This window comes from Miltoncostaea oceani (assembly GCF_018141545.1).
In the GTDB taxonomy this organism is placed as follows: domain Bacteria; phylum Actinomycetota; class Thermoleophilia; order Miltoncostaeales; family Miltoncostaeaceae; genus Miltoncostaea; species Miltoncostaea oceani.
Genome location: NZ_CP064356.1, coordinates 1,101,851 through 1,125,190 on the forward strand (window position 1 = coordinate 1,101,851; position 23,340 = coordinate 1,125,190).

At 76.7% G+C, this 23,340-nt stretch carries 18 protein-coding genes and 1 pseudogene; 5 read left to right on the plus strand and 14 right to left on the minus strand.

Annotated elements, in window-relative coordinates; all coding sequences use genetic code 11:
- Nucleotides 1-24 precede the first annotated feature (24 nt).
- Nucleotides 25-774 (plus strand): helix-turn-helix transcriptional regulator, encoded by a 750-nt coding sequence (locus IU369_RS05560; protein WP_217923580.1) that lies wholly within the window; start codon nt 25-27, stop codon nt 772-774.
- Here IU369_RS05560 and IU369_RS05565 read toward each other — a convergent pair.
- Both IU369_RS05565 and IU369_RS05570 read right to left on the minus strand, forming a co-directional pair.
- Nucleotides 767-2,404 carry an IPT/TIG domain-containing protein gene (locus tag IU369_RS05565; RefSeq protein WP_217923581.1) on the minus strand — a complete coding sequence of 546 codons (1,638 nt, stop codon included), beginning with the start codon at nt 2,402-2,404 and terminating at the stop codon, nt 767-769. The two genes, IU369_RS05560 and IU369_RS05565, sit on opposite strands and share 8 nt — an antisense overlap.
- A 125-nt stretch (nt 2,405-2,529) precedes the next feature.
- Nucleotides 2,530-3,168: a LuxR C-terminal-related transcriptional regulator gene (locus tag IU369_RS05570; RefSeq protein ID WP_217923582.1), complete on the minus strand. Its 639-nt coding sequence runs from the start codon at nt 3,166-3,168 to the stop codon at nt 2,530-2,532.
- Nucleotides 3,169-3,269: 101 nt separating this feature from the next.
- Here IU369_RS05570 and IU369_RS05575 point away from each other — a divergent pair, with 101 nt between their 5' ends.
- Both IU369_RS05575 and IU369_RS05580 read left to right on the plus strand, forming a co-directional pair.
- Nucleotides 3,270-3,605 carry a hypothetical protein gene (locus tag IU369_RS05575; protein WP_217923583.1) on the plus strand — a complete coding sequence of 112 codons (336 nt, stop codon included), beginning with the start codon at nt 3,270-3,272 and terminating at the stop codon, nt 3,603-3,605.
- Between the two features lie 49 nt (nt 3,606-3,654).
- Nucleotides 3,655-6,684 (plus strand): serine/threonine-protein kinase, encoded by a 3,030-nt coding sequence (locus tag IU369_RS05580; RefSeq protein WP_217923584.1) that lies wholly within the window; start codon nt 3,655-3,657, stop codon nt 6,682-6,684.
- Here the strand turns inward: IU369_RS05580 and IU369_RS05585 are convergent.
- Genes IU369_RS05585 through IU369_RS23235 form a run of 3 tightly spaced genes read right to left on the minus strand, consistent with a single transcriptional unit; the run spans nt 6,681 to nt 11,745 of the window.
- Entirely contained in the window at nt 6,681-8,441 is a 1,761-nt protein-coding gene (locus IU369_RS05585; RefSeq protein ID WP_217923585.1) for a TolB family protein, read from the minus strand. The two genes, IU369_RS05580 and IU369_RS05585, sit on opposite strands and share 4 nt — an antisense overlap.
- A gap of 11 nt (nt 8,442-8,452) precedes the next feature.
- Nucleotides 8,453-10,270 carry an IPT/TIG domain-containing protein gene (locus IU369_RS05590; RefSeq protein ID WP_217923586.1) on the minus strand — a complete coding sequence of 606 codons (1,818 nt, stop codon included), beginning with the start codon at nt 10,268-10,270 and terminating at the stop codon, nt 8,453-8,455.
- Nucleotides 10,267-11,745 (minus strand): hypothetical protein, encoded by a 1,479-nt coding sequence (locus tag IU369_RS23235; RefSeq protein ID WP_246551353.1) that lies wholly within the window; start codon nt 11,743-11,745, stop codon nt 10,267-10,269. Before IU369_RS23235 ends, IU369_RS05590 begins: the two co-directional genes overlap by 4 nt.
- Before the next feature lie 183 nt (nt 11,746-11,928).
- Here IU369_RS23235 and IU369_RS23240 point away from each other — a divergent pair, with 183 nt between their 5' ends.
- Nucleotides 11,929-12,093 carry a hypothetical protein gene (locus tag IU369_RS23240; RefSeq protein ID WP_246551355.1) on the plus strand — a complete coding sequence of 55 codons (165 nt, stop codon included), beginning with the start codon at nt 11,929-11,931 and terminating at the stop codon, nt 12,091-12,093.
- 21 nt (nt 12,094-12,114) lie between these two features.
- Entirely contained in the window at nt 12,115-12,348 is a 234-nt protein-coding gene (locus tag IU369_RS23245) for a hypothetical protein (protein WP_246551356.1), read from the plus strand.
- Nucleotides 12,349-12,455: 107 nt separating this feature from the next.
- On the opposite strand, the pseudogene IU369_RS23805 reads toward IU369_RS23245, so the two are convergent.
- The 9 genes and pseudogenes from IU369_RS23805 to IU369_RS05635 form a co-directional block, all read right to left on the minus strand.
- Nucleotides 12,456-13,421: pseudogene (locus tag IU369_RS23805) on the minus strand (peptidoglycan DD-metalloendopeptidase family protein); the annotation flags it as partial.
- Between the two features lie 13 nt (nt 13,422-13,434).
- Nucleotides 13,435-15,108 (minus strand): FHA domain-containing protein, encoded by a 1,674-nt coding sequence (locus tag IU369_RS05600; RefSeq protein WP_217923587.1) that lies wholly within the window; start codon nt 15,106-15,108, stop codon nt 13,435-13,437.
- 3 nt (nt 15,109-15,111) lie between these two features.
- On the minus strand, nt 15,112-16,206 hold the full coding sequence (locus IU369_RS05605; RefSeq protein ID WP_217923588.1) for a PASTA domain-containing protein: 1,095 nt from the start codon (nt 16,204-16,206) through the stop codon (nt 15,112-15,114).
- The gene (locus tag IU369_RS05610) at nt 16,128-18,047 is read right to left on the minus strand and encodes a PASTA domain-containing protein (RefSeq protein WP_217923589.1); all 1,920 of its coding nucleotides are present in this window, start codon (nt 18,045-18,047) and stop codon (nt 16,128-16,130) included. The genes IU369_RS05605 and IU369_RS05610 overlap by 79 nt, the downstream gene beginning before the upstream one ends.
- Entirely contained in the window at nt 18,044-18,601 is a 558-nt protein-coding gene (locus tag IU369_RS05615; protein WP_217923590.1) for a phage tail protein, read from the minus strand. The genes IU369_RS05610 and IU369_RS05615 overlap by 4 nt, the downstream gene beginning before the upstream one ends.
- Nucleotides 18,598-20,607, minus strand: coding sequence for a putative baseplate assembly protein (locus tag IU369_RS05620; protein ID WP_217923591.1), 2,010 nt, complete (start codon nt 20,605-20,607; stop codon nt 18,598-18,600). Before IU369_RS05620 ends, IU369_RS05615 begins: the two co-directional genes overlap by 4 nt.
- Nucleotides 20,604-21,017: a GPW/gp25 family protein gene (locus IU369_RS05625; protein ID WP_217923592.1), complete on the minus strand. Its 414-nt coding sequence runs from the start codon at nt 21,015-21,017 to the stop codon at nt 20,604-20,606. The genes IU369_RS05620 and IU369_RS05625 overlap by 4 nt, the downstream gene beginning before the upstream one ends.
- On the minus strand, nt 21,017-22,681 hold the full coding sequence (locus IU369_RS05630) for a VgrG-related protein (protein WP_217923593.1): 1,665 nt from the start codon (nt 22,679-22,681) through the stop codon (nt 21,017-21,019). Before IU369_RS05630 ends, IU369_RS05625 begins: the two co-directional genes overlap by 1 nt.
- Nucleotides 22,678-23,337: a CIS tube protein gene (locus tag IU369_RS05635; protein WP_217923594.1), complete on the minus strand. Its 660-nt coding sequence runs from the start codon at nt 23,335-23,337 to the stop codon at nt 22,678-22,680. The genes IU369_RS05630 and IU369_RS05635 overlap by 4 nt, the downstream gene beginning before the upstream one ends.
- Nucleotides 23,338-23,340 lie beyond the last annotated feature (3 nt).

Here is a 23,340-nt window from a genome sequence, read left to right on the forward strand (position 1 = left end):
CGCCTGAGGTGTCGTGTGGGGGGCGTGGGTGTGACGGGCGGAGAGGAACGCGCGGATCGGGACATCGGCCGGCTGGCGGCCGCCCTCGGCGACCCCACCCGTCGCCGGGTGTTCTTCGCGGTCCGCGCCGCCGGGCGCGACCAGTCGAAGGACGACGTCGCCGCCGCCGTGGGCATCGACCGCCGGCTCGCGGGCTTCCACCTCGACAAGCTCGTCGAGCACGGGTTCCTCGAGGCCGAGTTCCGCCGCGACGCGGGACGCGCCGGGCCCGGCGCCGGCCGTCCGCCGAAGCGCTACCGGCCCGCGGAGGCCGAGGTGCTCGTCGCCCTGCCGGAGCGCCACTACGAGCTGCTGGCGTCGCTCCTGCTGCGCGCCTCGCGCGACCGCTCCGCCACCGACCCGCAGGAGGTGCTGGAGCGCGTGGGCCACGACTTCGGCTTCGAGCTCGGCCTCGCCGAGGTCGCCGCGGGCGGCACCGCCCCCGACGCGACGCCGGCCGAGGCGATCGAGGCCGTCGTGCGGCTCCTGTCGCGGTACGGCTTCGCGGCCCGCGCCGAGACCGGTCAGCGCCTCCGCGCCTGCGCCTGCCCCTTCGAGGAGCTCGCGTTCGACGACCCGGAGCGCATCTGCGGCCTCGACCGCGCCATCTGGCGGGGGATGCTGGCGGCGTTCGCCCCCGACGCCACCCTGCGCGTCGCGACCACCCGCGCCCGCGGCGACGAGGCCTGCGTCGCCTCGGTGGGCGAGGAGGCCCTCCCCACCGGCGTCAGGTGAGCCGGACCGCCGTCGTCGCCACCACCGTGCCGCCCGCGCGGAGCGTCGCGCGGTAGAGGCCGGCGGGCAGGCGCCCCGACGAGCCGCCGATGAAGGCGACCACCGTCGGCGCGAACGCCTTGCGCGTCGCCCCGCCCGCCACCCGGTCGTCGCGGGTCCAGGTCACCGTGATCCGCCGGCCCTTCGCGGGGCGGGCGGAGAACACGAAGTGCGCGAAGATCCGCCGGCGGGCGCTCAGGCCGCGCGCCGCCGGGCCGTTCTGCAGGCCGCTGACGAACGCACGCCGCACGACGCCCTCGGGCGGCGCCGCGAGCCGCGCGGCGGCGACGGCGTCGGTGAGGGCGGGACCGGGCGGGGTGCCGACCTCCCGCAGCCGCACCCGCAGGGGGCCGGGGGCGAGGCGCGGGGAGAGCACGACGCGCTGCCGGAACGGGCCGCCGGCGAGCGTCACCACCTGCCGCTGCAGCACCCGCTCCGACCGGCCGGCGCCCCGCAGCAGGGCGATCTCGACGCGCCCGCCGCGGGCGGCCGCGCCGGTCACGCGCACCGCGCCCCGCACGCGGCTGCGGTTCCAGCGCGCCGTGACGCGCGCCGAGACGATGGTCAGCGACGGCCGCGCCGCCGCGGGCCCGGGCGGCGGGGGCGGGTCGACGGTCGCCGTCCGGGGGAGCGACAGGCCGCCGCCGGCCGGTGACGTGAAGACCGTGACGGGGGCGGTGCCGGCCGACGCGACGTCGGCGGCGGTGAGCTGGGCGGTGAGGCGGGTGGGGGAGACGTACGTCGTGGGGCGGTCCGCCCCGTTCCACCGCACGACCGAGCGGAGCACGAACCCCGTGCCGTCGACCGTCAGCGTCGCCCCCGGCCCCCCCGCGACCGGTCGGGAGAGCCCCGTGATGTCCGGCGGCGGCCCGAGCGGCTGCCAGTCGGGGTCGCTGTCCTGGACCCCCGCCGCGGTGAGGGTGTTGCGGATCTCGATCGAGCCGTCGGCCTGCATGACGTAGATCTCGGAGTTGCCCGCCTCGCGGAAGCTGGCGAACGCGATGAGCCGACCGTCGGGGGAGACCGCCGGCTCGTAGTCGGCCGCGGGGTCGTCGGTCAGCGGCACGGGGGCGGAGCCGTCGGGGGCGACGCTCCAGATGTCGCCGGAGCGCTCGACGGCGAGGCGGCTGCCGTCCGGGAACCAGTTCGGCCGCGTCGCCGAGGGGAGGATCTGCACGGGGTCGGTGCCGTCCGCCCGCATCACCGAGATCCCGGTCCCGCCGGAGAAGTGGCGCCACGCGATGCGGGTGCCGTCGGGCGACCACGCGGGGCCGAGGTTGATGTTGTCGTTGGAGGTGATCGGCCGCGGGTTCGAGCCGTTGGCGTTCATCACCACGATTTGCGCGGTGGCGTCGCCGAACCCGCGGAACGCGATGCGGGTGCCGTCGGGCGACCAGGCCGGGTCGGACTCGCTGACCGGCGACGATGTCAGCCGGGCCTGGTCGGAGCCGTCGGCGTCCATCACCCAGATGTCGTCGCCGGTGCCGCGGTCGGCGGTGAACGCGATGCGCAGGCCGTCGGGGGACCACGCGGGGTCGCGCCCGCCGAGCGTCGTCAGGGCCTCGTCGTTGGAGGACCCCTCGTCCTTCACCCAGATCTGCCCGTCCTTCTCGTAGGCGATCTTGCCGTTCAGCCCGGGGAACGCGCCGACGGCCGCCCCCGGCAGGGCGAGGAGGGCCGCGGCGGCCGCGAGGGCCGCGACGGTGCGGGCCCGGGTCAGATCAGGCCCTCCCGGACCGCGCGGGCGACGGCCTGGGAGCGGGTGCGCACGTTGAGCTTCGTCACGACGTCGTGGATCACGTTCTTGATCGTCCGCTCGCTGTAGCGGAGCTGCTCCGCGACCTCGCGGATCGGGTGGCCCTCGGCGACGAGGCGCAGCACCTGCTGCTCGCGGGGGTTGAGGCGGGTCAGCGAGAGGCCGCGCGGCTCGAGGACCTCCTCCGACGCGCGCGAGATGCCGCGCAGCAGGGTGCCGAGCATCCCCGGCTCCATCACGCCCGCGCCGCTCGCGGCGGCCCGGACCGCGGCGACGAGCGACTCCGGCGTCAGGGTGTCCTTGCAGACGTAGCCCATCGACCCGGCGGCGACGGCGGCGACGACCTCGCCCTCCTCGCTGCGCGACGAGCACACCAGCACCTGCGCGCCGGTCGCCTCGCGCACTTGGCGGATGAACTCCAGCCCGCCCGGCAGCCCGTGGTCGAGCACGACGACGGTGGACTCCGGGAGGTCCGGGTGCACCCAGGCGTCGCCGACGCTGCCGGCCTCGGCGACCGCGTCGATCCCCTCGGCGTCCCCCAGGCACGACGTGAGGCCCCGGCGGTAGATCATGTGGGGATCGAGAACGAAGACCTTCACCGGCGAGACCTCGTCAGGGGCGCGCAATCCGGCGTGCCCGTCCAGTCGCGCGAGAAATATAGTGGCGGGAGGTCTCCGCTGACCAGTCCCCTGGAGGGGCCATGCCGTTCGTGGTAACGACCAATGCCAGGATCGTCTGCATCCACGGCGGCCAGGTGCAGCTCGCGCCGAAGCAGGCGACGGTGACCATCCAGGGGGCACCGGTGCTGCGCGAGACGGACATCATGGGCGCCCCGATCGTCGGATGCGCCCAGCCGCCCACGATCTCCTCCAAGCCCTGCACGACGGTCGTCGCGGTGCTGCCGGGTGGCAGCGCGCCGACCGTGACGGCGGGCGGCATGCCCGTCCACACCGACGTCCTGTCGGGGATGACCGACGGGGTGCCGCCCGGGACCGTGATGGTCGTCTCGCCCGGGCAGACGACGGTCCAGGCGTGAGCGCCCCCGGCCGGCGACCCGCGGGCCCGCCCCGCCGGGTGCGTTAGCCGTGCCGCGCGAGGGCGAGCGCGTCGGCCGCTACGAGATCGTCCGCGAGATCGGCCGCGGCGGCATGGCCGCCGTGTACCTCGCCCGCCAGACCGACCTCGACCGCGACGTCGCCCTGAAGCAGCTCGGCGCGTTCCACGCCACCGACCCCGCCGCCGCGGCGCGCTTCCTGCAGGAGTCGCGCATCACCGGCTCCCTCGGCCACCCGAACATCGTGACGGTGCACGAGTACCTGCAGCACGACGGCACCCCCTACATCGCGATGGAGTACCTGGAGCGGGGGTCGCTGCGGCCGCACGTGCGGGGCCTCGGCCTGGCCCAGGTCGCCGGGGTGCTGGAGGGGGTGCTCGCCGCCCTGTCACACGCCTCCGAGCAGGGCATCGTGCACCGCGACCTGAAGCCCGAGAACCTGATGCTGACGCGGGCCGGGACGGTGAAGGTCGCCGACTTCGGCATCGCGAAGGCCGTCAACGAGGTCCAGACGAGCTTCGCGACCGCGACGGGCACCACCGTCGGCACCCCCGCCTACATGTCGCCGGAGCAGGCGATGGCGAAGGGCGTCGGCCCGCCGACCGACCTCTACGCCGTGGGCGTGATGGCCTACGAGATGCTCGTCGGCCGCGTCCCGTACATGGCGGACACGCCCATCGCGGTGCTGCTGCAGCACGTCAACGAGCCGCTGCCGTCGCCGGCGCAGGTGCGCCCCGACCTCGACCCCGAGCTCGCGCAGTGGCTCGAGGCGATGCTGGCGAAGGCGCCCGCCGACCGCCCGCCCGACGCCGCGGAGGCGTGGGACCGCCTCGAGGGCATCGTGATCCGCATCCTCGGCCCCCGCTGGCGCCGCGACGCCCGCCTGCTGGAGGGGCCGGGCGCCGCCGCCGCCGCGCCGCTCACCCCCGCCCCGTTCGACAGCATCCAGGCGCCCGCGACGCCCGCCCCGCAGAACCGGCCGGCGTCCCCGCCGCCGGCGACGACGGCGCCGCCCGTCACCCCCGCCCCCCCGCCCGAGGCGCCGCCCGCACCCGCGGCGCCGCCTCCGGCCCCGGCGCCGACCGGGTTCGAGACGTTCGCCCGCGGCGCCGAGGCGTCGCCCCCGGCCGCACCCGCCCCCCCGGCGGCGGCCCCGCCTCCGGCCCCCGCGCCCTCCGGCTTCGAGACGTTCGCCCGCCCGGGCGCCGCGCCCGGCCCGGCCGCGCCCCCCGACGCCCCCGTCGAGCGCGCGGCGCCCGCCGCGCCCGAGGCGGCCGACGACGGCTTCCGGACGTTCGCCCCCGGCGGGGCGCCGACCCCTCCCGCCGCCCCGCCGTCGCCGCCGGAGCCCCCCGCGGCCGACGCGCCGCCGCCGCCCACGCCGCCGCCCCCCGCCGCCCCGCCGCCGGAGCCGCCGCACGCGGAGGAGCCCCCGCCGGCGGACGAGCCGCCGCCCGCCGGGGACGACGCGCCCGGTCCCGAGCTCGAGCTGACGGTGCCGCCGCGGTCGCGGACGCCCCCGCCGATCACGGCGCCGACGGAGGCGCCCGGGGCGCCCGCCGACGCGCCCGCCCGCCGGCGCACGCCGCTGCTGATCGGCGGCGCCGCGATCGTGGCCGCGGGCGCCGCGGCGCTCGTGCTCTCCCTGGGAGGCGGGGGCGGTGACGACGGGACCACGCCCGTCGCGGACCCCGGTCCCTCCACGACCCCGCTCGCACCCGACCTCGTGCTGGAGGACGCCCCCGCCGTCGCCGCGGGCGGCGGCTCCGTGGTCGTCGCGGACCCCGCCGGGCGGGTGGTGCGGGTCGCCGACGGCGCCGCCGCCGCGACGCTGGCCGACCCGGCGGGCCCGCGGGCCGTCGCCGTCGGCGGTGGCGGGGTCGTCGTCGCCGACGGCGCGACGGTCACGGTCGCCCGGGCCCGCGACCTGCGGACTCTGTCGGCGGTCGCCTTCCCGGGGGCGGTCGCCCTCGCCGCCGCCTCGGGCGACGTCGCGGTGGCGGGCGCCCCGAGCGGCGACCGGGGACGGGTCTGCCGGGTCGCGACCGGGGGCCTCGGGCCCTGCGCGGCGCTCGACTTCGCGCCCACCGGGCTGGGCATGACCGCCGGGACCGTCGCCGTGGCCGACGGGGGGGCGGGGCAGGTGGTGCTGCTGCGCGTCAGCGGCGGCGCCCTGGTGCCCGGCACGCCCATCCCCGTCGGCACCGCGCCGCACGGGCGGATCGTCGAGGACCGCGGCCGGCTCTACGTGCCGGTCGAGCGCGGCGTCGCGGCCGTCGACGTCGCCACGGGCGCGACGGTCGGCACGTTCGCCACCCCGACGACCCCGGCGGACATCGGCGTCGTCGCCGCGACCGGGGTCATCGTGGCGGCGCTGCCCGGCAGCGACGCCGTCGCCCTCATCGACACCACGCAGGCCGCCGCCGAGCCCCGCCTCGTCGCGCTCGGCGCGACCCCCGCGGCGATCGCGGTGACCGCCGCCGGGGTCCAGGCCCTGACGACCGACGGCGCGCTCGTCCCGGTCGACCCGGCCGCGGGGACCGCGGGCGACGCCGTCCCGGTCGAGGGGTTCGGGGACGACGTCGCCCCCGCCGCGCAGCTGACCCGCGTGACGTCGTCGGTGTCGGGGCGTCGCGTGACGATCACGCTCGACCTCGCCGAGGGCTCCCTCGACGCCTCGGGCCTGCGGCTCACCGACCGGTCGATCGGCGACGGCCGCGCCGCCCTCGAGCTGTGGCAGGGCGGCATCACCACCGGCGTGCGCACCGCGACCGCCGCCGGGGTGCGCGTCTCGGTCGCGCCCCGGGCGGGGCGCCTCGTGGTGGGCCTGTCGGCCCCGGCCCGCCGGTTCCAGACGCTCGCGGCCCGGCTCGCCCGTGGCGGCTCGGCCGTCTCCGTGGTGCTGCTGGAGCGGCCGCCGGAGGTCACGCCGTCGCCGTCTCCGACGCCGGGCCCCAGCCCGACGCCGAGCCCGTCACCGAGCCCGAGCCCGACGCCGAGCCCGAGCCCCACCCCGAGCCCGGACCCGACGCCGCCCCCGCCCGACTTCGAGACCGGCTAGCGCAGGCGCACCGACGCGACGGCGACGATGGTCCCGCCGGCGCGCAGCTCGCACCGCCACGTGCCCGCCGGCAGGCCGCCGGCCAGGCCCACGAAGGAGCTGACGACGCGTCGCCGGGGCTTCCCGTCGGCGCGCGTCGAGATCCCGCCCGGCCCGAACCACCGGGTCGTGACCCGCCGCCCGTTCTTCGGGAGGGCGGCGAACCGGAACGTGGCGAAGATGCGGGACTTGCCCCGCAGCGTCCGCGCGGGCGGGCCGTTCTGGATGGCGCTGACGAAGCTGGTGGCCACCACGCCGGTCGGCGGGGCGGGGATGCGCACGACGCGTGTGGTCCCGACGAGCGCCGCACCGCCGCCGGGGGCGGCACCGGCCTCGATCATCCGCAGCGTGTAGGAACCGGGGACGAGCGTGCGGGACAGGGGCACCGTGCGGGTGAACGCGCCCGCCGGCAGGTTCAGCACCCGCCGCTGGGCGACCTTCCGCCCCTTCAGCAGCGCCACCTCGACCCGGCCGGCGCGCTCCAGCGTGCCGGTGACGCGCAGGGTCCCGCGCAGGCGGCTGCGGGTCCACGTCAGCTTCGACAGTCGGGACGTGCCGATCAGGATGCGCGGCGGGGGCGGCGGGGGCGCCGGCACCACGGCGTTCACCGGCGCCGAGAGGCCGCCACCGCTCGGCGACGTGAACACCGTGACCGGGACGGACCCGGGCGCCGCGACGTCGGCGGCCGTCAACGCCGCCGTGACGCGGGTGGGGCTGACCCAGGACGTCGGCCGGTTGGAGCCGTTCCAGCGGACGACCGACCGCGGGACGAAGCCCGTACCGTCCACCGTGAGGGTCGCGCTCGGCGCGCCCGCGACGAGCGGGACGGGGAACCCGCGGATCACGGGGACGGGGCCGATCGGCCGCCAGTCGGGCGAGAAGTCGAGTCCGGCGGCGGTCGCCTCCGCCGTCTCGGCCCCGCCTCCGGCCGCCGACACCGTGAAGAGGTCGTAGTTCGGGGGTGGTCCGCTCGAGACGAACCGGCTGTAGAGGATGCGGGTCCCGTCGGGGGACCAGACGGGCCGGGCCGCCGGGCGGCCGTCGAGCACCGACGTCCCGCCGGTGCCGTCGGCGTTCACGATCTGCAGGCGCTGGATGTCGGTCCGGGACACGATGATGCGGGTGCCGTCCGGGGAGAAGTCCGCCTGGACCGCGTCGGCGAGGAACGGCGCGCGACCGGCGCCGGTCGCGCCGACGATCGAGAGGCCGCCGACGCTGTCGTCGTTGAAGACGACGCGCGTGCCGTCGGGCGTGAAGACGGGGAGGTCCTGGTCGCTTGCGCCACCGGCCACGGTCAGGCGCAGGCCGTCGGAGAGCGGCTGCACGACCACGTCCTCGTCGGTGCCGTTGTTCACGGCGTAGGCGATGCGGGTGCCGTCGGGGCTCCACGCGGGCTCCGACGCGTCGCCCGCGCCGACGGAGAACTGCGCGGCGCCGGAGCCGTCGGCGTTCATCGTCCAGATCGCGGGTGAGCCGCCGCGGTCGCTGACGAACGCGAGGCGCAGGCCGTCGGCGGACCACGCGGGATCGGAGTTCGTGCCCGTGGTGCCCCCGGCGAGCGGTGTCCCGCCCCCGAGGTCGCCCGGGTTCTTGACGACGATCTGGCCGTCGCGGTCCATGGCGATCACGCCGTTGAGCCCGGGGAACGCGGCGACGGCGGGGCCGGCGGTCGCGGCGGCGCCGACGAGGGCGGCCACCGCCAGGACGATCCTGCGCACGGGGCGCCTCCTCATCTCACGACGACGCGGGCCGTCGCCACCGTGGTGGTGCCGTAGCGCAGCACCGCGCGCCACGCGCCCCGCGGCAGCGGACCGGACCCCTTGATGAACGCGATCACGAGCGCCGACGGCGGTTTGCGGTCGACCGCCGCGGGCCGGCGCGTGCCGGGGGCGTACCAGCTCACCGTCAGGCGCTTGCCGGGCTTCGGGCGGGCCGCCATCCGGAAGTGGGCGAAGATGATCGACCGGCCCGTGATGCGGGCGAGCGGCCGCCCGTTGATCTTGGTGCTGAAGTAGGCGCGCGCGGCGACGCCCTCGCGGGGCGCCGGCACGACCGCGCGGCGCTCGGCGACGGGCAGCAGCCCAGGGCCGGTGCCGACCTCGGCGACGCGCACCAGGTAGCGGCCGGGCAGCAGGGTCGGCGGGAGGGTCAGCCGGCGGGTGAACGGGCCGGCGGCGGTCGCCCGGAACGTCCGCGTCACCAGCGCCCTGCCCTTCCCGTTCGCCCGCAGCACGCGCATCCGCAGCACGGCGGGGCGGGTGACGGCGCCGGTGAGGACGAGGCGCCCGCGCAGGCGGCTCGCGGTCCAGCGGTTCTGCACGGCGGCGCCCGCGATCGTCAGGCCGGGGGCGGGCGGCGGCGGCTGGACCGTGAACGGCAGCGCACCGGAGGTGCCGCCCCCCGTCGGGCCGGTGACGACCGTGACCTGCGCCGTGCCGGCGCCGGCGAGGTCGCTCGCCGGGATGGCGGCCGTGAGGCGGGTGGAGCTGACGAAGGTCGTCGCGCGGTCCTGACCCTGCCAGCGGACGCGCGAGCGGAGGGTGAAGCCGGCGCCGTCCACCGTCAGCGTCAGCGCGGCCGAGCCGGCGGGCGCCGTCGACGGGCTGATCGCCGAGAGGAACGGGAGCGCCGCGACGGTCTGCCAGGAGGGGTTCGTGTCGGCGCTGGGGCTCGTGGTGAGCTGCACCGGGGCGTTCTCGGTGCCGGGGTACCCCGTCGTCCAGATGTCCCAGTTGGAGGTGCGGAAGCTGGCGAACGCGATCCGGGCGCCGTCGGGCGACCACGAGGGCGTCACCGCCCCGTTCGGGTCGTTGGTGTGCTGGCGCAGGTCCGTCTCGACGGGCGGGGTGCCGACGGGCGTTCCCGCGGCCGGCAGCGAGAAGATGTTCGACTGGGACCCCGGGCGGACGCTGTCGAACGCGATCCGTGAGCCGTCGGGCGACCAGCTCGGGGAGTTGCCCGGCGTCGTCGTCACCTGGCGGGCGTCCACCTCGGTGCCGCTCGCCGCGACCCGGTGGATGTTCCCCATGCTGCGGCCGCTGCGGAAGGCGATGGCGGTCCCGTCCGGCGACCACGCCGGCTCGTCGTCGAAGAAGGCGCCGTTGTTGGTGTGCTGGATCAAACCGGTGCCGTCGAGGCGCGCCGAGAAGATCTCGAGGTCGCTGCCGTCGCGGAGGGACGCCCAGGCGATGCGGGTGCCGTCGGGCGACCAGGCGGGGTCGATGTCGGCCCCCGGCGTCGTCGTGAACGGCACGACGTTGGTGCCGTCGGCGGCGGCGATGAAGACGTCCTCCTCGCCGTTGTCGTTGCGCGTGAACGCGAACCGGGTGCCGTCCGGCGACCATGCGGCGTCGTCGTCGGCCTCGACGGTGGAGGTGCGCTGCGTCTCCGGGTCGCCGCCCGGCGGCATGGTGTAGATGTCGCCGCTGGTGGTGCGGGCGCTGGTGAAGGCGATCAGGCCGTCGAGGCCGGGCGTCGTCGCGAGGCCGGGCGCGGCGAGCGCCCCGGCGGCGGCGAGCGCGCCGGCCGCGAGGAACGCCCGCCTCACCGGGCCCCCCCGGCGGACAGCAGCGCGCGCGCCTCCTCGAGTCGCAGCTGGTAGCGGCCCCGGTACTGCTCGGCGGGTCTCTCGACGTCCGCGATCCACTCGCCGTAGCGCGCCGGGTCGGTGCCGAAGGCGCTGTACCCCTCGGCGAGGCGCTTCTCCTTGAGGGCGACCGCGTGGTCGATGAACCACTTCATCTGCAGCTCCGGGTTGTCCGCGTATCCGGCGTACTCGCCGCGGTCCCAGACGCTGACGCGCATCTGGAAGAACCCGAGGGAGTCCGCGTGGCCGTGGTCGAGGTTTCTCAGGCCACTCTCCACCAGCCCCGCCATCACCGGCAACTCGGGCGGGAGGCCGGCGGCCTGGGCGCGGCGGGCCATCCACATGGCGACCTGCTCCTTCGGGGCGGCGTCCCCGGGGTATGCGTCGGCGGCGGCCGAGAGGTCGACCGCCGGGGGTGGCGCCGACGGCGCGGCGGGATCGGCGGGCGGGACCCCCGGGGCGGCCGGGGCCCCCGGCGTGACGGGGGGCGCCGGGGTCACGGCGGGCGGGGCCGTGGCGGGGGGCGCCGGTGGCGAGGCCGGGGCGGGCACGGCCGGCAGCACCCGGGCGGTGTTGGGTCGCGCGATGGCGGGCCCGTCGTCCGGCGCGGCGGGACCGGGCACCGCGCCGAACACGGCGCTGGCCCGCCCCGCGCTCGGCGGGCCCTCGGGGGCGGCGGAGGCCGGCGGGGGCGCGGCGGCGACGGAGGGGGCCGGGGCGACGGGCGCCGGGGCCGATGCCGGTGCCGGTGCCGGCGTGACGGGGGCGGGGGGGACCGGGGCGGCGACCGGCGCGGGGGGCGGGGCGGCCTGGCCGGCGGGCGTCGCGATCGACCCGTCGGGGTCCCCGCCGAGCTCCCCGTAGAGGATCCGGACGTTGCGGAGCCAGTTCGAGTTGAGGTTCGTCGGGTCGTTCGCGGTGCCGACCGGCGCGTAGCGCGCCTGGATCTCCGGGAACGTGTCGAGGCCGTCGTCGATGTACCCGGTGCGCAGGCCGCGCGCGACCGTCGAGATGTTCTCCTCCCAGCTCGGGAACGGCTTGTGCGGTCCCCACCCGAACGCGTTGTTGATCGACACGGCGCCCGGGTCGGAGCCGAGGGAGCTCTCGGCGCGGGCGATCGCCACCAGCGCCCGCGGGTCGATGCCGTTGAGGCGCCCCTCGCGCACGAACACCGCGCCGTAGCCCTCGAGGGGCGCGCCCGGGTTCTTGCGGGCGATCCAGGCGTCGAGCTGCGCGGCGAGCTGCTGGTCCTGGGGGCTGAGGCTGGCGAGCGCCTCGGCGGGGGCGAGGGCGCCCGCTCCCGAGGGCGCGGGGGCCGGGGGCGCCGACGGGTCCACGGGCGGGGTGGCGGCCACGGGCGCGGGCGCCTGCGACGGCGCCGGGGCGACGGGCGCCGGGGCCGGCGCCACCGGGGCGGGGGCGGGAGCGGGCGCCACCGGGGCGGGGGCGGGAGCGGGCGCCACCGGGGCGGGGGCGGGGGCGACGGCTGGGGGGGGGCGGGCGCGCCCGGCGCGGCGGCGGGGGCGGGCGCGGGGACGTCGCCCGCCCGGTAGCCGACCTCGATGCGGTTGCGCAGCCCGGGCTCGGTGAAGAAGCCGTCGCCCTTGATGCGCCAGGGGGTGCCGACCTCCGACGGGCGCCCCGACGGGTCGAGCGCCGCCAGCTCCTCCGCGAGGTCGCGGGCGTCGACGTTCGTCGGGTCGACCGGCTTGCCGTTGACGCTGCTGATCACGATGCGGCTCACGCCGCCCTCGGTCTCGACGGAGGTGATGCCGATCTCGTAGCGGTCGGAGACGTTCGCCAGCATGGGGATCGCGCGCGGGTCGAGGTCCTTCGCCAGCAGCTCCGACGCCACCGCCGGGGCCGCCACGACGTTCGGGTCGGCGACCACGTCCTCGGGCCGCAGCGCCACCGGCACGGGGGCCGGCGCGGCGACCGGCACCGGCGGGGCGCCGGGCACCGGCGCCCCCGCGACCGGCGGCACGCCCCCGACGGGCACCGGCGCGGCCCCGCCCCCCTGGTACAGCGCCTGGAGGTAGGGGAGGGGGTCCTCCATGTTCGACACGTTGTAGCCGCCGGACAGCGACTTCCAGATCTCGATGTGGGTGTGCTCGGGCCCGTCGGTCCAGGGGCTCGTCACCGCGATCTGGGTGCCCGCCGCGACCTGCTGGCCGACGGTCACGGAGCCGGGCGTCACGTGCCGGAACACCCACACCTTGCCGTCGGCGCCCTGCAGCTTCACGGTGCCGCCGAAGATCTGGCCGGAGGTGCCCCGCGACGCCCGCACCTCGACGATCGTCCCGGCGAACGGGGCGCGGATCGGGGCGTTCTCCTCCGTGAAGAAGTCGTACGCGGCGTGGTAGCTGCCGCCGGCCCCCGGCGCCCCCTCGGCGTCGCGGCCGTTGAACTCCGACGCGTGCAGCTTGCCGCCCGCGTTCGTGTTGTTCATGAGGGACGGGTCGACCGGCTGCACGCTCGGCACGACGGGCGCCGCGACGGGGGCGTCCGCGAACGCCTCGATGCGGTCCTCGCCGTGCCCGGGCGGCGACGAGGCGAACCGCTGCGGGTCGTCCCCCGTCGCGACCGCCATGCCGGAGCCCCCGTCGACGCGGGCGGCGAACAGGCGCCGGGAGGGGGCGCTGCGCCCCTCCGAGCGGCACACCGGGCACAGCACGGAGCCGAGCGGGGCGGGGCCGCCGCACGAGTCGCACTTCGCGAACTGCGGGGGCTTGTCGGGGTCCTTCAGCAGGCAGACGGGGCACGACGGGACGTCCGCGGCGTCCGAGAGGCCCGCCGGCGCGACGTCGGCGGAGTCCTGCACGGCGGGCATCGCCCGGGACAGGGCCGCGGCCGCCTCCCACCGCCCCGCCCCCTCGTCGCCGCGGACGTGCTGCACGAGCTCGGCGATGCCGACCCCCTCGGCCGCGGCGGCGAGCAGCACCCCCGCCAGGCTCGACCGCGACTCGCGCACCTCGAGCGTCTGGAACGCGCGTCCGCCGTCGCGCCCCAGCTCGGCGGCGACCTCGTCGAGCTCCATCGCCCGGCACGCCGCCGCCGGGTCGCGGCGGAACTCCGACCGGAAGCGGTCGTCGGTCAGGAGCCGCGCCAGCATCTGCGCGGCGGCGCTATCCGACGGCACCGGCCGCTCCCCCGCCCCCGCGCCGGCGCTGCAGCAGCGGGCGCGCCACCACCGCGATCACCGGGACGAACAGCAGACAGTAGAGGGCGCCGAGCACCGTCCACACCACCTCCGGCGGCGCGATCGCCGTCAATCGGTCGTAGTAGAGGAGGGACAGGAGTATGACGAAGCCCGCCGCGGCGATCATCCACGCCAGTGACAGCAGGCTGTAGATCCGGAGCCCCCGGCCCTCCTCGCCGGCGACCGGCGCGGCCCCCGACAGCCGCCGGTCGAGGCGGTCGCGCGCCCGCTTGCGCAGGCCGGGCTCGCCGAGGCGGTCGACGAGGATGTGGTACCCGTCGCGGTCGAGGAACGGGTTGAGGTTGTAGAAGGCCCCGATGTAGGCGGCGAGGGCCACCTGGTAGACGACGTCGCGGGTGTTGCCGGCGGGCAGCGACCAGGCGACGAGACCCGCCGCCCCGCCCACCACGAGGTCGGCGACGGGCCCGGCGGCGCTGATCGCCATGCGCCGCCGGCGGGGCTCGAACCACGCCTCGGTGGTGTCGACGAACGCGAACGGCAGGCCGAGGATCGCCTTCACGCCGGCGCGTGGCACCGTGCGCCCGAACGAGGCCATCGCCAGGCCGTGCGCGATCTCGTGGACCGCGACGACCAGGGCGCGGCCGGCGATGAAGACGAGCCCGCCGATGCCGATGCGGTCGGCGACCACGAAGGGCGTGCCGCCGCGTCCCACGATCAGGGCGGTGAAGGCGATCAGGCCCGAGACGGCGACGAGCGCGAGGGCGATCAGCCCGGTGCGGGTGAACAGCACCCAGCCGCCCCGCCGGTAGAGGCGCTCGAACCACGCCCCCGCCCCCGGGAACGCGCGCTCGCGGGGCCGGGTGAGGCGGCCGAGGAGGCCCTCCCGCGCCCGCCGCTCGGGCGCGTCGACGCCCTCGAGCAGCCCCCGCTCCCCGAGGTCGGCGAGCAGGCGCGCGAGCCGGCCGACCCCGTTGTCGCCGTGCACGCGCTCCGCCTCGGCCATCAGCTCGGGCAGGGAGGTCTCCCCGTCGAGCATCTGCACGAGCGCCGCGTCGGCGTCGCCCATGCGCAGCAGGTCGGGCATGTGCTCGCTCGACAGCACGTACCGCAGCCGCCCCTCGCCCTCGGCCATCCGCTTCAGCTTCCAGCCGGGGCGCATGCGGGGGCGGAACCCCGCCTGGGTCCCCGCCTGGGTGACGTGGGCGCCCCCCGTCGCGGCGACCACGACGCTGCCGTTGACGGGCACCACGACCGTCCGCCCGGCCTCGGCGTCGTCGCGGTGGCGCTCGACGCGCAGCTCCACGTCTCCGACGGAGATCGCCGACCCGTCGCGGAGCGGCGCGGGCCCGCCGACCGGGTGCCCGTCGAGGAGGGTGCCGTGGCTCGACCCGGCGTCCTCCAGCACGGCCCCGGCGGCCGAGACGGTCACCCGGGCGTGGGTCCGCGAGACGCTGCGGTCCTCCAGGCGCACCGTGCTCGCGGGGGACCGCCCGATGGTCGTCGCGTCGGCGAGCGGCACCCGCGCCCCGCCGGGCAGCACGAGGTCGAGGGCGGCCGTGCGGCCGTCGACGGCGACGCCGCACGCGTGGCAGAACGGGTCGCCACGGCCGACCTGTCGCCGGCACGACCGGCAGAGCACGGGTTACCCGGAGGCCGGGGGCGCCCAGACGGGGCTGCCCGAGGCGGCGTCGAGCCGGCTGAGGAGCGTCTGCGCGTTCGGCCGGGCGGGGTCGACCCGCACGATCCGCCCGCGCTCGTCGCAGGTGGAGTTGCGCTGGGCGATGGCCAGCTCGGCGCCGTCGGGCCGCCAGCTCAGCTCGCACGCCGCGACGAAGGGCTGCTGCTCGGCCTCCGTCCCGATCACGCCGTCCGCCACGGGGAGCGTCCACAGCGTGAAGGTGGTGCTCCTCCAGTTGGCCGAGAACGCGAGGCGGGTGCCGTCGGGGGAGAAGGCGGACGACAGCACCTGGTCGGTCTTGCGGTCCTTGTGCATGCCGTCGGTGATCAGTCCCTGCGAGGTCCAGTCACCGGGCGCACCCGAGGAGGGGACGACGGACGTGAGGAGCTGCAGCTCGGTCTGGCCGGCGTCCTCGCCGTCGGAGGCGGTGACGAGCAGCGACCGCCCGTCGGGTGACCACGTCGGGCGGCTGACGGCGACGTCGCGGTCGGCGATGCACTTCGGGGCGGCGTTGGTCGCGTCGAGCCGGGCGAAGCAGACGTCGTAGTCGTCGGGGCGGCTTCCGCGGTTCGAGACGAACGCGACGACGGCGCCGTCGGGTGAGATCGCCGGGCGGCGGTCGTCGAAGCCGGCGTCGGTGAGCGGGCGCGCCGAGCGGGGGTCGGAGGGGTCGATGACCCAGATCTGGGCGGACGGCGCGACGCCCTTCGTGGAGCCCTCGGGGCCGCGGCGGTAGGCGATCACCGGCGCCGCGAAGGACGCGTTCGGCTGCTCCTCGACGTCCTCGCTGGCCGCGATCGGCTCGACCGGCTCGCCGGTCGCGCCGCCCACCCGGACGATGTCCCCGTTCGCGTCGTGGATCACGGCGGGGTACCCGCGGGAGATGGTGATCGCGATGGTCGCGCCGGGGCCGACCTCGGTCCCTGCGGCGGGCTGCTGGGCCAGGACCGTCCCGGCCGGCACCTCGGCGCTGGCCGCGCTCAGCACGCCCGGCACGAGGCCGAGCCCCGCGAGCGTGTCCGCGGCCTGGGCCTGGGTGGTCCCCGCGAGCGACGGCACCTCGACACCGCCCCCCGGCGTCGGCGGGCTCGGCTCCACGACCGGGGCCCCCGCCGGCGTCGGCAGCACCACCGGCGCGCCGGGCGGCGCGGGCGCCGGCGTGGGCGCCGGGTGGACGCGGGGGTCGAGGGGGTGCCGACGGGCGGGGGCGGCGCGGTCGGGTCGACCGGCGGGGCCGGCGTCGTCGCGGGGGCGGTCGGCGTCGTCGCCGTGCCCGCGGCCGCGTCGGCGAAGACCACGTCGATGGCGGCGCCCGACGCCTCGAGGCTGTCGGGCACCGGGATCTGGTTCGCGATCGTGGCCGCCGCCGGGTCGGCCGCCTCGTTCAGCGGGCGCCCGAGCTGGAACCCGGCCGCCGCGAGGGTGGCCTTCGCCTGCTCCGCCGTCTGCCCGGTGAGGTCGGGGACCGCGACCTTCTCCGCGCCGACCGCGACCTTGATCGACACGGCGGCGCCCTCGGTGGCGCTCTCGCCGGCGGCGGGGTCCTGCTCGACGATCGCCCCGGGCGCCGCCCCCGGCGTCTCCTCCTCGAAGGTCTCACCGAGGGTGAGCCCGGCGTCCTCGAGCAGCGCCTTCGCCGCGAACACGTCGGGGGCCGCGGCGAGGTCGGGGACGGTCGACTCGGACGTCCGCTGCGACAGCAGCCAGATGCCGCCCACGATGAGGAGCGGGACGACGATCATCAGCCACCACGGCAGCCACTGGCGCTGGCGGAACGCGCCGGAGACCGGCGGCCCCGGCACGTCGGTGCCGTGCGGCTGCGCCACGACCTGGAAGGGGTGGAGGGCGGCCCGGCCGATCCAGATCTGCTTCGGCGGGCTGACGCCGACGGTCGCCTCGACGCGCTCGCCGGGGGCGATCCGCAGCCCCTGGATCTCACGGCCGACCTTCTTGCGCCGCTTCAGGAACCGGACGACCTTGCCCTCGGCCCCGGCGGTCGCCCGCTGGACCGCCCGCTTCGCCATCTCCTCCGGCGACGCCCGGCCGACGCCCATGCCCTCGGCGCGCCGGTACGCCTGCTCGGCGACGTCGAGCCCCTCCCGCCGGCGCTTCGCCGGCGGCACCCACGGCTCGCGGAACGTGAAGCCGAGGGCGTTCTCGGGGTCGACGCCGGTCAGGTCCACGTCGACCGGGGCGTTCGCCCGGTTCGTGAGCGACAGGGCGAAGACCGCCTCGACGCGCCCGGCGCGGCGCTCCGGCGACAGGGACGTCTCGAGCTCGCTGTAGGGGGCGATGTCGAGGGTGCTCGTCGCCGAGCGGACGGCCGCCCCGTGCGCCCGCGAGGTCGCGACGACCGTGATCTCCCAGGCGCGGGCCTCGGCCTCCGCCGTCCTTGGCGGCGCGAGGCGGACCTCGACCTCCTGCTCGTAGGAGCCCCCCGCCGATCCGAAGGGCACGAGGTACACCGTCGCCGGCGCGATCTGCCACCAGCCCTCCGGCCACCCGTCCACGGACATGTCGTAGTTGTCGACGATGCCGCTCTGGTTCCGGATGAGCGCCCGCATGACGACGGCGCCGCCCGGGTCCACCGCGAGGCGGATCGGCTCGCTCGCGTAGCCCTCGTCGTCGGGCCGGCGCAGGGCGATCAGGACCGCGTCGGGCTGGACGGGGGCGGGTGCGGGCGCCGACGGGGGCGCGGGGGGCGGGGGCCCGGCGGCGGGCGGGGTCGGGGGAGGCGGGGCGCCGGGTGCGGGCGGGGTCGCCGCGGGCGGGGCGGGAGCGGCCGGCTCGACGGACTTCTGCACGCCCGTCGGGTCCCAGCGGAGGTACTCGCCGCAGGTGGGGCAGAAGTCGGGGTCGCCCTCGGCGATGGTCCCGCACGAGCGGCAGACGCTGCTCACGCGCCCTCGGGACCCCGCTTGGCCGATCGGATCCGCAGCCGGTACTGGACGTGGACCGGCTTCATGACCTCGATCATACGGGCGAGCCCGGCGGGCTCCTCGAGCGGGATGTCGCAGTAGACGACGAAGCGCGGGGGAGGCGCGGCGGGCAGCTCGTCGGCGTTCGCGGCGTGCACCACGCCGCCGTCGTCCTCGACCCGCAGGGGCAGGTCGGGGAACGCGATCCGCAGGGCCTGCTCGAGGCCGGCGCGGGTGCCGCGGCGGCGCGACAGCTCGGACGACATGCGCACCAGCTCCCGCTGGCGGTCCTCGGGCCACGACTCGTCGAGCTCCACCCCCAGCCACGCCGCCAGCAGCCCGAGCGTGGCGCGGTCGGTGAGGCGGCTGTCGAAGTACGCGGGCAGGTTGTCGAGGGTGCCGACGATCGGGTCGAGCAGCGTCTCCAGCGCGGAGACGAACCGCATCCCGAAGTCGCCCTCCTGGTAGATCGCGGGGAGGCCGCCCCGCAGGTAGCCGCGGGCGGAGGCGACCGCGGGGGCGCCGTCGCCGTTCACAGCTCGGGGTGCTCCGCCCGCACGAGGTGCCGTCCCGACGCGATCAGCTCGTCGGCCTCGAGCGGGATGTGGCTGCCGGCGGCCTTCGGCTGCTGCTCGCCGCTCGACAGGTCGGTCTCGTAGACCCGCAGGATCTTGACGAAGTCGACCCCCTCCACCTGGTGGATGACGCCGTACAGCTCGCCCTGGTTCAGCGCGCGCCCGAACGCCCACCCCTCGCCCTCGCCCTCCATCGCGCCGCCGACCAGCGGGTTGAGGTAGGTGTAGAGGGCGTGGGAGACGTCCTCCTCCACCCGCCGCGGGTCGGCGCGGAGGTTGGCCTGCAGGTTCACGACGATGCTCACCCCCCGGTAGCGGGCGGGGACCAGCTCCACGCGGGTCCCGATGAGGCGGCGCTCGTCGAGGTAGGACGACACGGTCGCGAAGAGGTCCTCGTCGGGAGTGAGCTCCTGCACCGTCAGCAACCGGTCGGCGGGCTCCACGCGGGGGACGAGGTGCAGGCGGGCGACGCCGACGGTGCCGGGGGGCTCGACGCAGATCGCGCGCGCCACCCGCGGCGACGCCTCGCCGCACAGGAACTCGAAGTCCTCGCCGGTCACCGCGCGGTACCGCGTGCGGATCTCCATGGAGGCGCGCTGGCGCGCCCCGTCGAGCGTCTCCGGGTCGACGCCGCCCGCGGCGGCGGCGGGGTTGACGACGCTCGACACCGTCGGGATCGCGCTCTTCAGAACGCTGAGCGCGCCGGCGGCGACGTTGCCGCTCCGCCCGCCGCCGTGCCGGTAGCTGCGCATCCGCAGGCGCGCCCCCTTCGGCGGGACGGCCCCGTACTGGCGCCACGCCCCGTCACCCGTGCGGATCGCGGGGCCGAACGAGAGGTCGCCGCTCGCCAGGTCGAGGGTGTAGTGGTGGTCGCCCGGGCCGCTCTCGGCGAACGTCTCGACGGGCTCCCACGCCCGCCACGTCGTCGAGTCCGGCTCGAGCACCTCGAGTCCCTCGTCCCCCTCGAGCGCGAGGACGGGGACGTTGCGCAGGCGGACGCTCTGGCCGGGGGTGCCGTCGCTCTCGCCGAGGGCCTCCTCGTCGATGCGGACGCTGTGCGCGGCGGGGACCAGGGCCCCCAGGGGCGCCGCGGTGATCGAGTAGATCTCCGGCGGGTGCGAGAACGTCGCGGCCGCCGCCCCGCGGCGGGTGGTGTCCGCGAGGCGGCACCGCAGCCAGTGGGCGCGGGTGCCGCCGACGGTCGCCGGGTCGTGGCCCTCGGGGAGCTGCAGCTCGACGACGCCGGAGCCGTAGTTGAACCCGCCGGTCGCGTCGACGAGGACCTCCGCCTCCTGCCAGCCGCCGGGCGCCTCGCCGGAGGAGACCTCCCAGCGCAGCGGCGGGTCCTCCGGATCGACGCCGGCGCCGCGCGCCTGGGAGCAGTCGACGTCGACCCGCATGACGAGCCGCGACAGCGAGCCCTCGAAGCCGAGGTAGAGGGCGTCGCCGACCTGCGGGGGCATGCCGAACGGGAGCTGGTCGGGGCCCTTCGGCGTCGCGACGCCCGCGGCGACGCCGACGTCCTTGACCGCCCGCCCGCGCTCCACCTGGTACGCCGTCGGCCGGCTGGCGGGGATCGTCACGTCCTCCAGCGTCTGGAAGACGACGGGGTCCTCGCCGGGGGTCCGCGGAGTCGCGACCTCGGTCGACGAGGCGGGGATGAACACCGGCGCGGTCGCCGGGGCCGACAGCCGGAAGCGCAGCTCGGCGCGGGCCGCCGTGGCCGGCTCGAGCGTGATGCCGAGCAGCTCCATCAGCGCGACGTGCAGCTTGTCGGGGATGCGGTTCAGCCGGTAGATGACCATCTCGGTCATCCAGGCGAACAGCTCGATGAGGGTGACGCCGGGGTCCGAGACGTTGTGCTCGGTCCATTCCGGGCAGCTCTGCGCGATGCGCAGGCGCGCCTCGTTGACGAGGTCCTGGAAGTCGCGGTCGTCGAGCTTGACGGTGGGCAGCCGGGCGCTCACGGCGCGCTCTCCTCGGCCGGGATGACGTAGAACGGGTAGACGAGGTTGCGGACGTCGTTCGTCGCCCGCAGGCGGTAGGTGACGTCGATCACGACGACCTCGTTGACGCCCCGCGCGTCCGCCTCGATCGACAGGTCGACGCCGACCACGTCGATGCGGGGCTCCCAGCGGTCGAGGGCACGGCGCACCTCCTGCTCGAGGCGCCCGACGAGGTAGGCGTCGACCGACTCGAAGACGTAGTCGTGGATGCCGCAGCCGAACTCGGGCCGCATCGGGCGCTCGCCGGGCGCGGTGCCGAGGATCACCGCGATCGCCTCGCGGACGTCCTCGTCCTCGTGGGAGAGCGCGAGGCCGCCGCGGGCGTCGACCCGCAGCGGGAACGACAGGCCGGAACCGAGGATGCCGCCCATCAGCCGAGCTGCACCTGGGCGCCCGACACCTTGACGGTGCCGCCCGCCTCGATGTTCAGGCTCGCGCCCGCCTTCAGCGTGAGGCTCCCGCTCGCCTCGATCGTCACCGAGCCGCTCCCCTTCACCGTGACGTCCTTCCCCTTCGCCGTGATGGTCCCGTCCTTCTGCATGACCGCCGAGGCCTGGCCGATCTCGACGGTCAGCTCGTCCTCCGCGGTGATCGACATGGTCTTGTCGGCGGCGAGGCCGATCGTCTCGGCGCTCCGGAGGCGGAACGACCCGTCGGTCTGCACGAGCTCGCCGGGGGTGTCCTCGCCGTTCCAGAGCGCGCCGAGCACGAGGGGCCGCCGCACGTCGCCGTGCTCGAACGCGACGAGCACCTCGTCGCCCACGAGGGGCGTCATCAGCAGGCCGCGGTCGCGTCCCGCGCCCGGCCCGACGACGCGCGCCCACCAGCCCTCGGTCTCCTCGCCGAGCTCGGGGTAGCGCACCCGCACCCGGCCGAGGGCGTCGGGGTCCTCGTTCTGGGTGACGACGGCGACCTGCACGCCCCCCGACTCCCACCCGGGGCGGCTGGAGGGCGTCATGAGCTCGACGAGGCTCCGCGACGAGTCGCCCGACACGCGGAACCGGGTCTCGTACCCCGACGCGCCGCGGAACTGGTGGCTGGTCGACGTGAGGCGGTAGCTGCCGCTGAAGCGGGTGCCGACGCCCTCGATCGTGACGGAGGTGCCGGCCTTCAGGGTCGGCGCGCCGCGGCACGTGCCCTCCGCCTCGAGGTAGGCGTTGGTGATGCGCGACATGACGCTGCGGGCGAGGGCGTCGGCCTCCTCCTGGTTGCCGACGGGGGCGTCGGAGATGGTGATCGCTCCGCCGCCGAGCGCGGAGGCGACCTTCTCCCGGGCGACCCCGATGGACGACCGTGGGGGCTCGGGCCTGGCGGTGGCCTCGATGGCGCGCTTGGCGGTGTGGTCCCAGCTGCGGACGACGACCTCCTCGACCTGCTGCACCCCGGTGAGGCGCGGGCGGAAGGTGGTGAGCGTCTCGCCGTACCGCAGCACGACGGGGGTGCCGCCGCCGTCGCCGCCGCCGGCGCGCCGGAACGAGAGGGCGCCGTCGAGGACGACGACCTCGCAGCCGACGCGTCCCGCGAGCCGCCAGAGGAACTCCCAGTCGGTCTCGTTGCTCTGCTGCACGAACGGCTGGATGCCGCCGGAGTCGTCGACCTCGGCGGCGCGGAGGCCGGCCTTCTCGCACACCTTGCGGACGACGTCGGCGACGGTGACGTCCTGGAAGGTGGCGTTGCGGCGGGTGCGGTTCAGGGCGTGGGAGTGGTCGTAGCCGCGGACGACGATGGAGATGCCGTCGGCCCGGAACTCCGGCTCGACCGCCGTCACCTGGCCCGTGATCATGGACGTGACCCGGTTCCCGTCGGGGGCGCCGAGGCGGATCTCGATCTCGCTGCCGACCTCGATGGGGAGCGTGTCCATGTGCCGGAGGCCGGGGTCGGACATGCGGACGAGGAAGGCGTCGGGCAGCGTCAGGTTGTCGTCGACGCGGACCTCCTGGATGAGCGCGGCGACGCGGGGGTCGAGGGCGGCGCCGGCGACGAGCACCTCGGCGCCCGCGATGCCGGCCGTCCTCCCGGGGGCGCCGGTGCTCATCCGGGGAGGGTGGGGATCGAGAGGACGGTGCCCCGGGGCAGGCTCATCGGGTCGTCGATGCCGTTCGCCTCGGCGATGCGGCGCCAGAGGGTGGCGTCGCCGTAGGCCGAGTGGGCGACGCTCTGGATGCTGTCGCCGTCGCGGACCACGTGCGTCCGGAGGCCCGCCTCCCCGCGGGTGGTGGGGTTCTGCGGCCCCTTGCCGACGGTCGGCTCCGCCTGGATGAGGGAGATGGTCGCCTTGGCGCGGACGGGCGTGCCGTTCGGCCGGAACAGCAGGAACTGCACCTTGAGGCTGTCGCAGACGGCCTTGAAGGTCGTGGTCGCCCCCCAGCCGAACTCGATCATCGGCGGCCGGCCGCTGTTCTTCCCCGACGCGTACGCCTTGTCGACCGACATCGCCGCGAAGAGGGAGTTGGTGATGCCGCGGACGTCGCCGTCGGCGCGGTCGGCGTCGTCGAACAGCAGGTCGAGCGTGAGCTTCTGCGCGTCTCCGCCGCCGAACTGGGCGGTCGGCATGCCCTGGCCGACGACGGGCTTCACGGTCCACTTGTTGCTCTTGCTGATCGTGTACTCGGCGGGGTTGAACCAGCAGTCGATCTGCTCGCCGCTCTCCAGCCGGAGGTACGCCTTGGTGAGGTTGTCGGGGATCGCCACCGG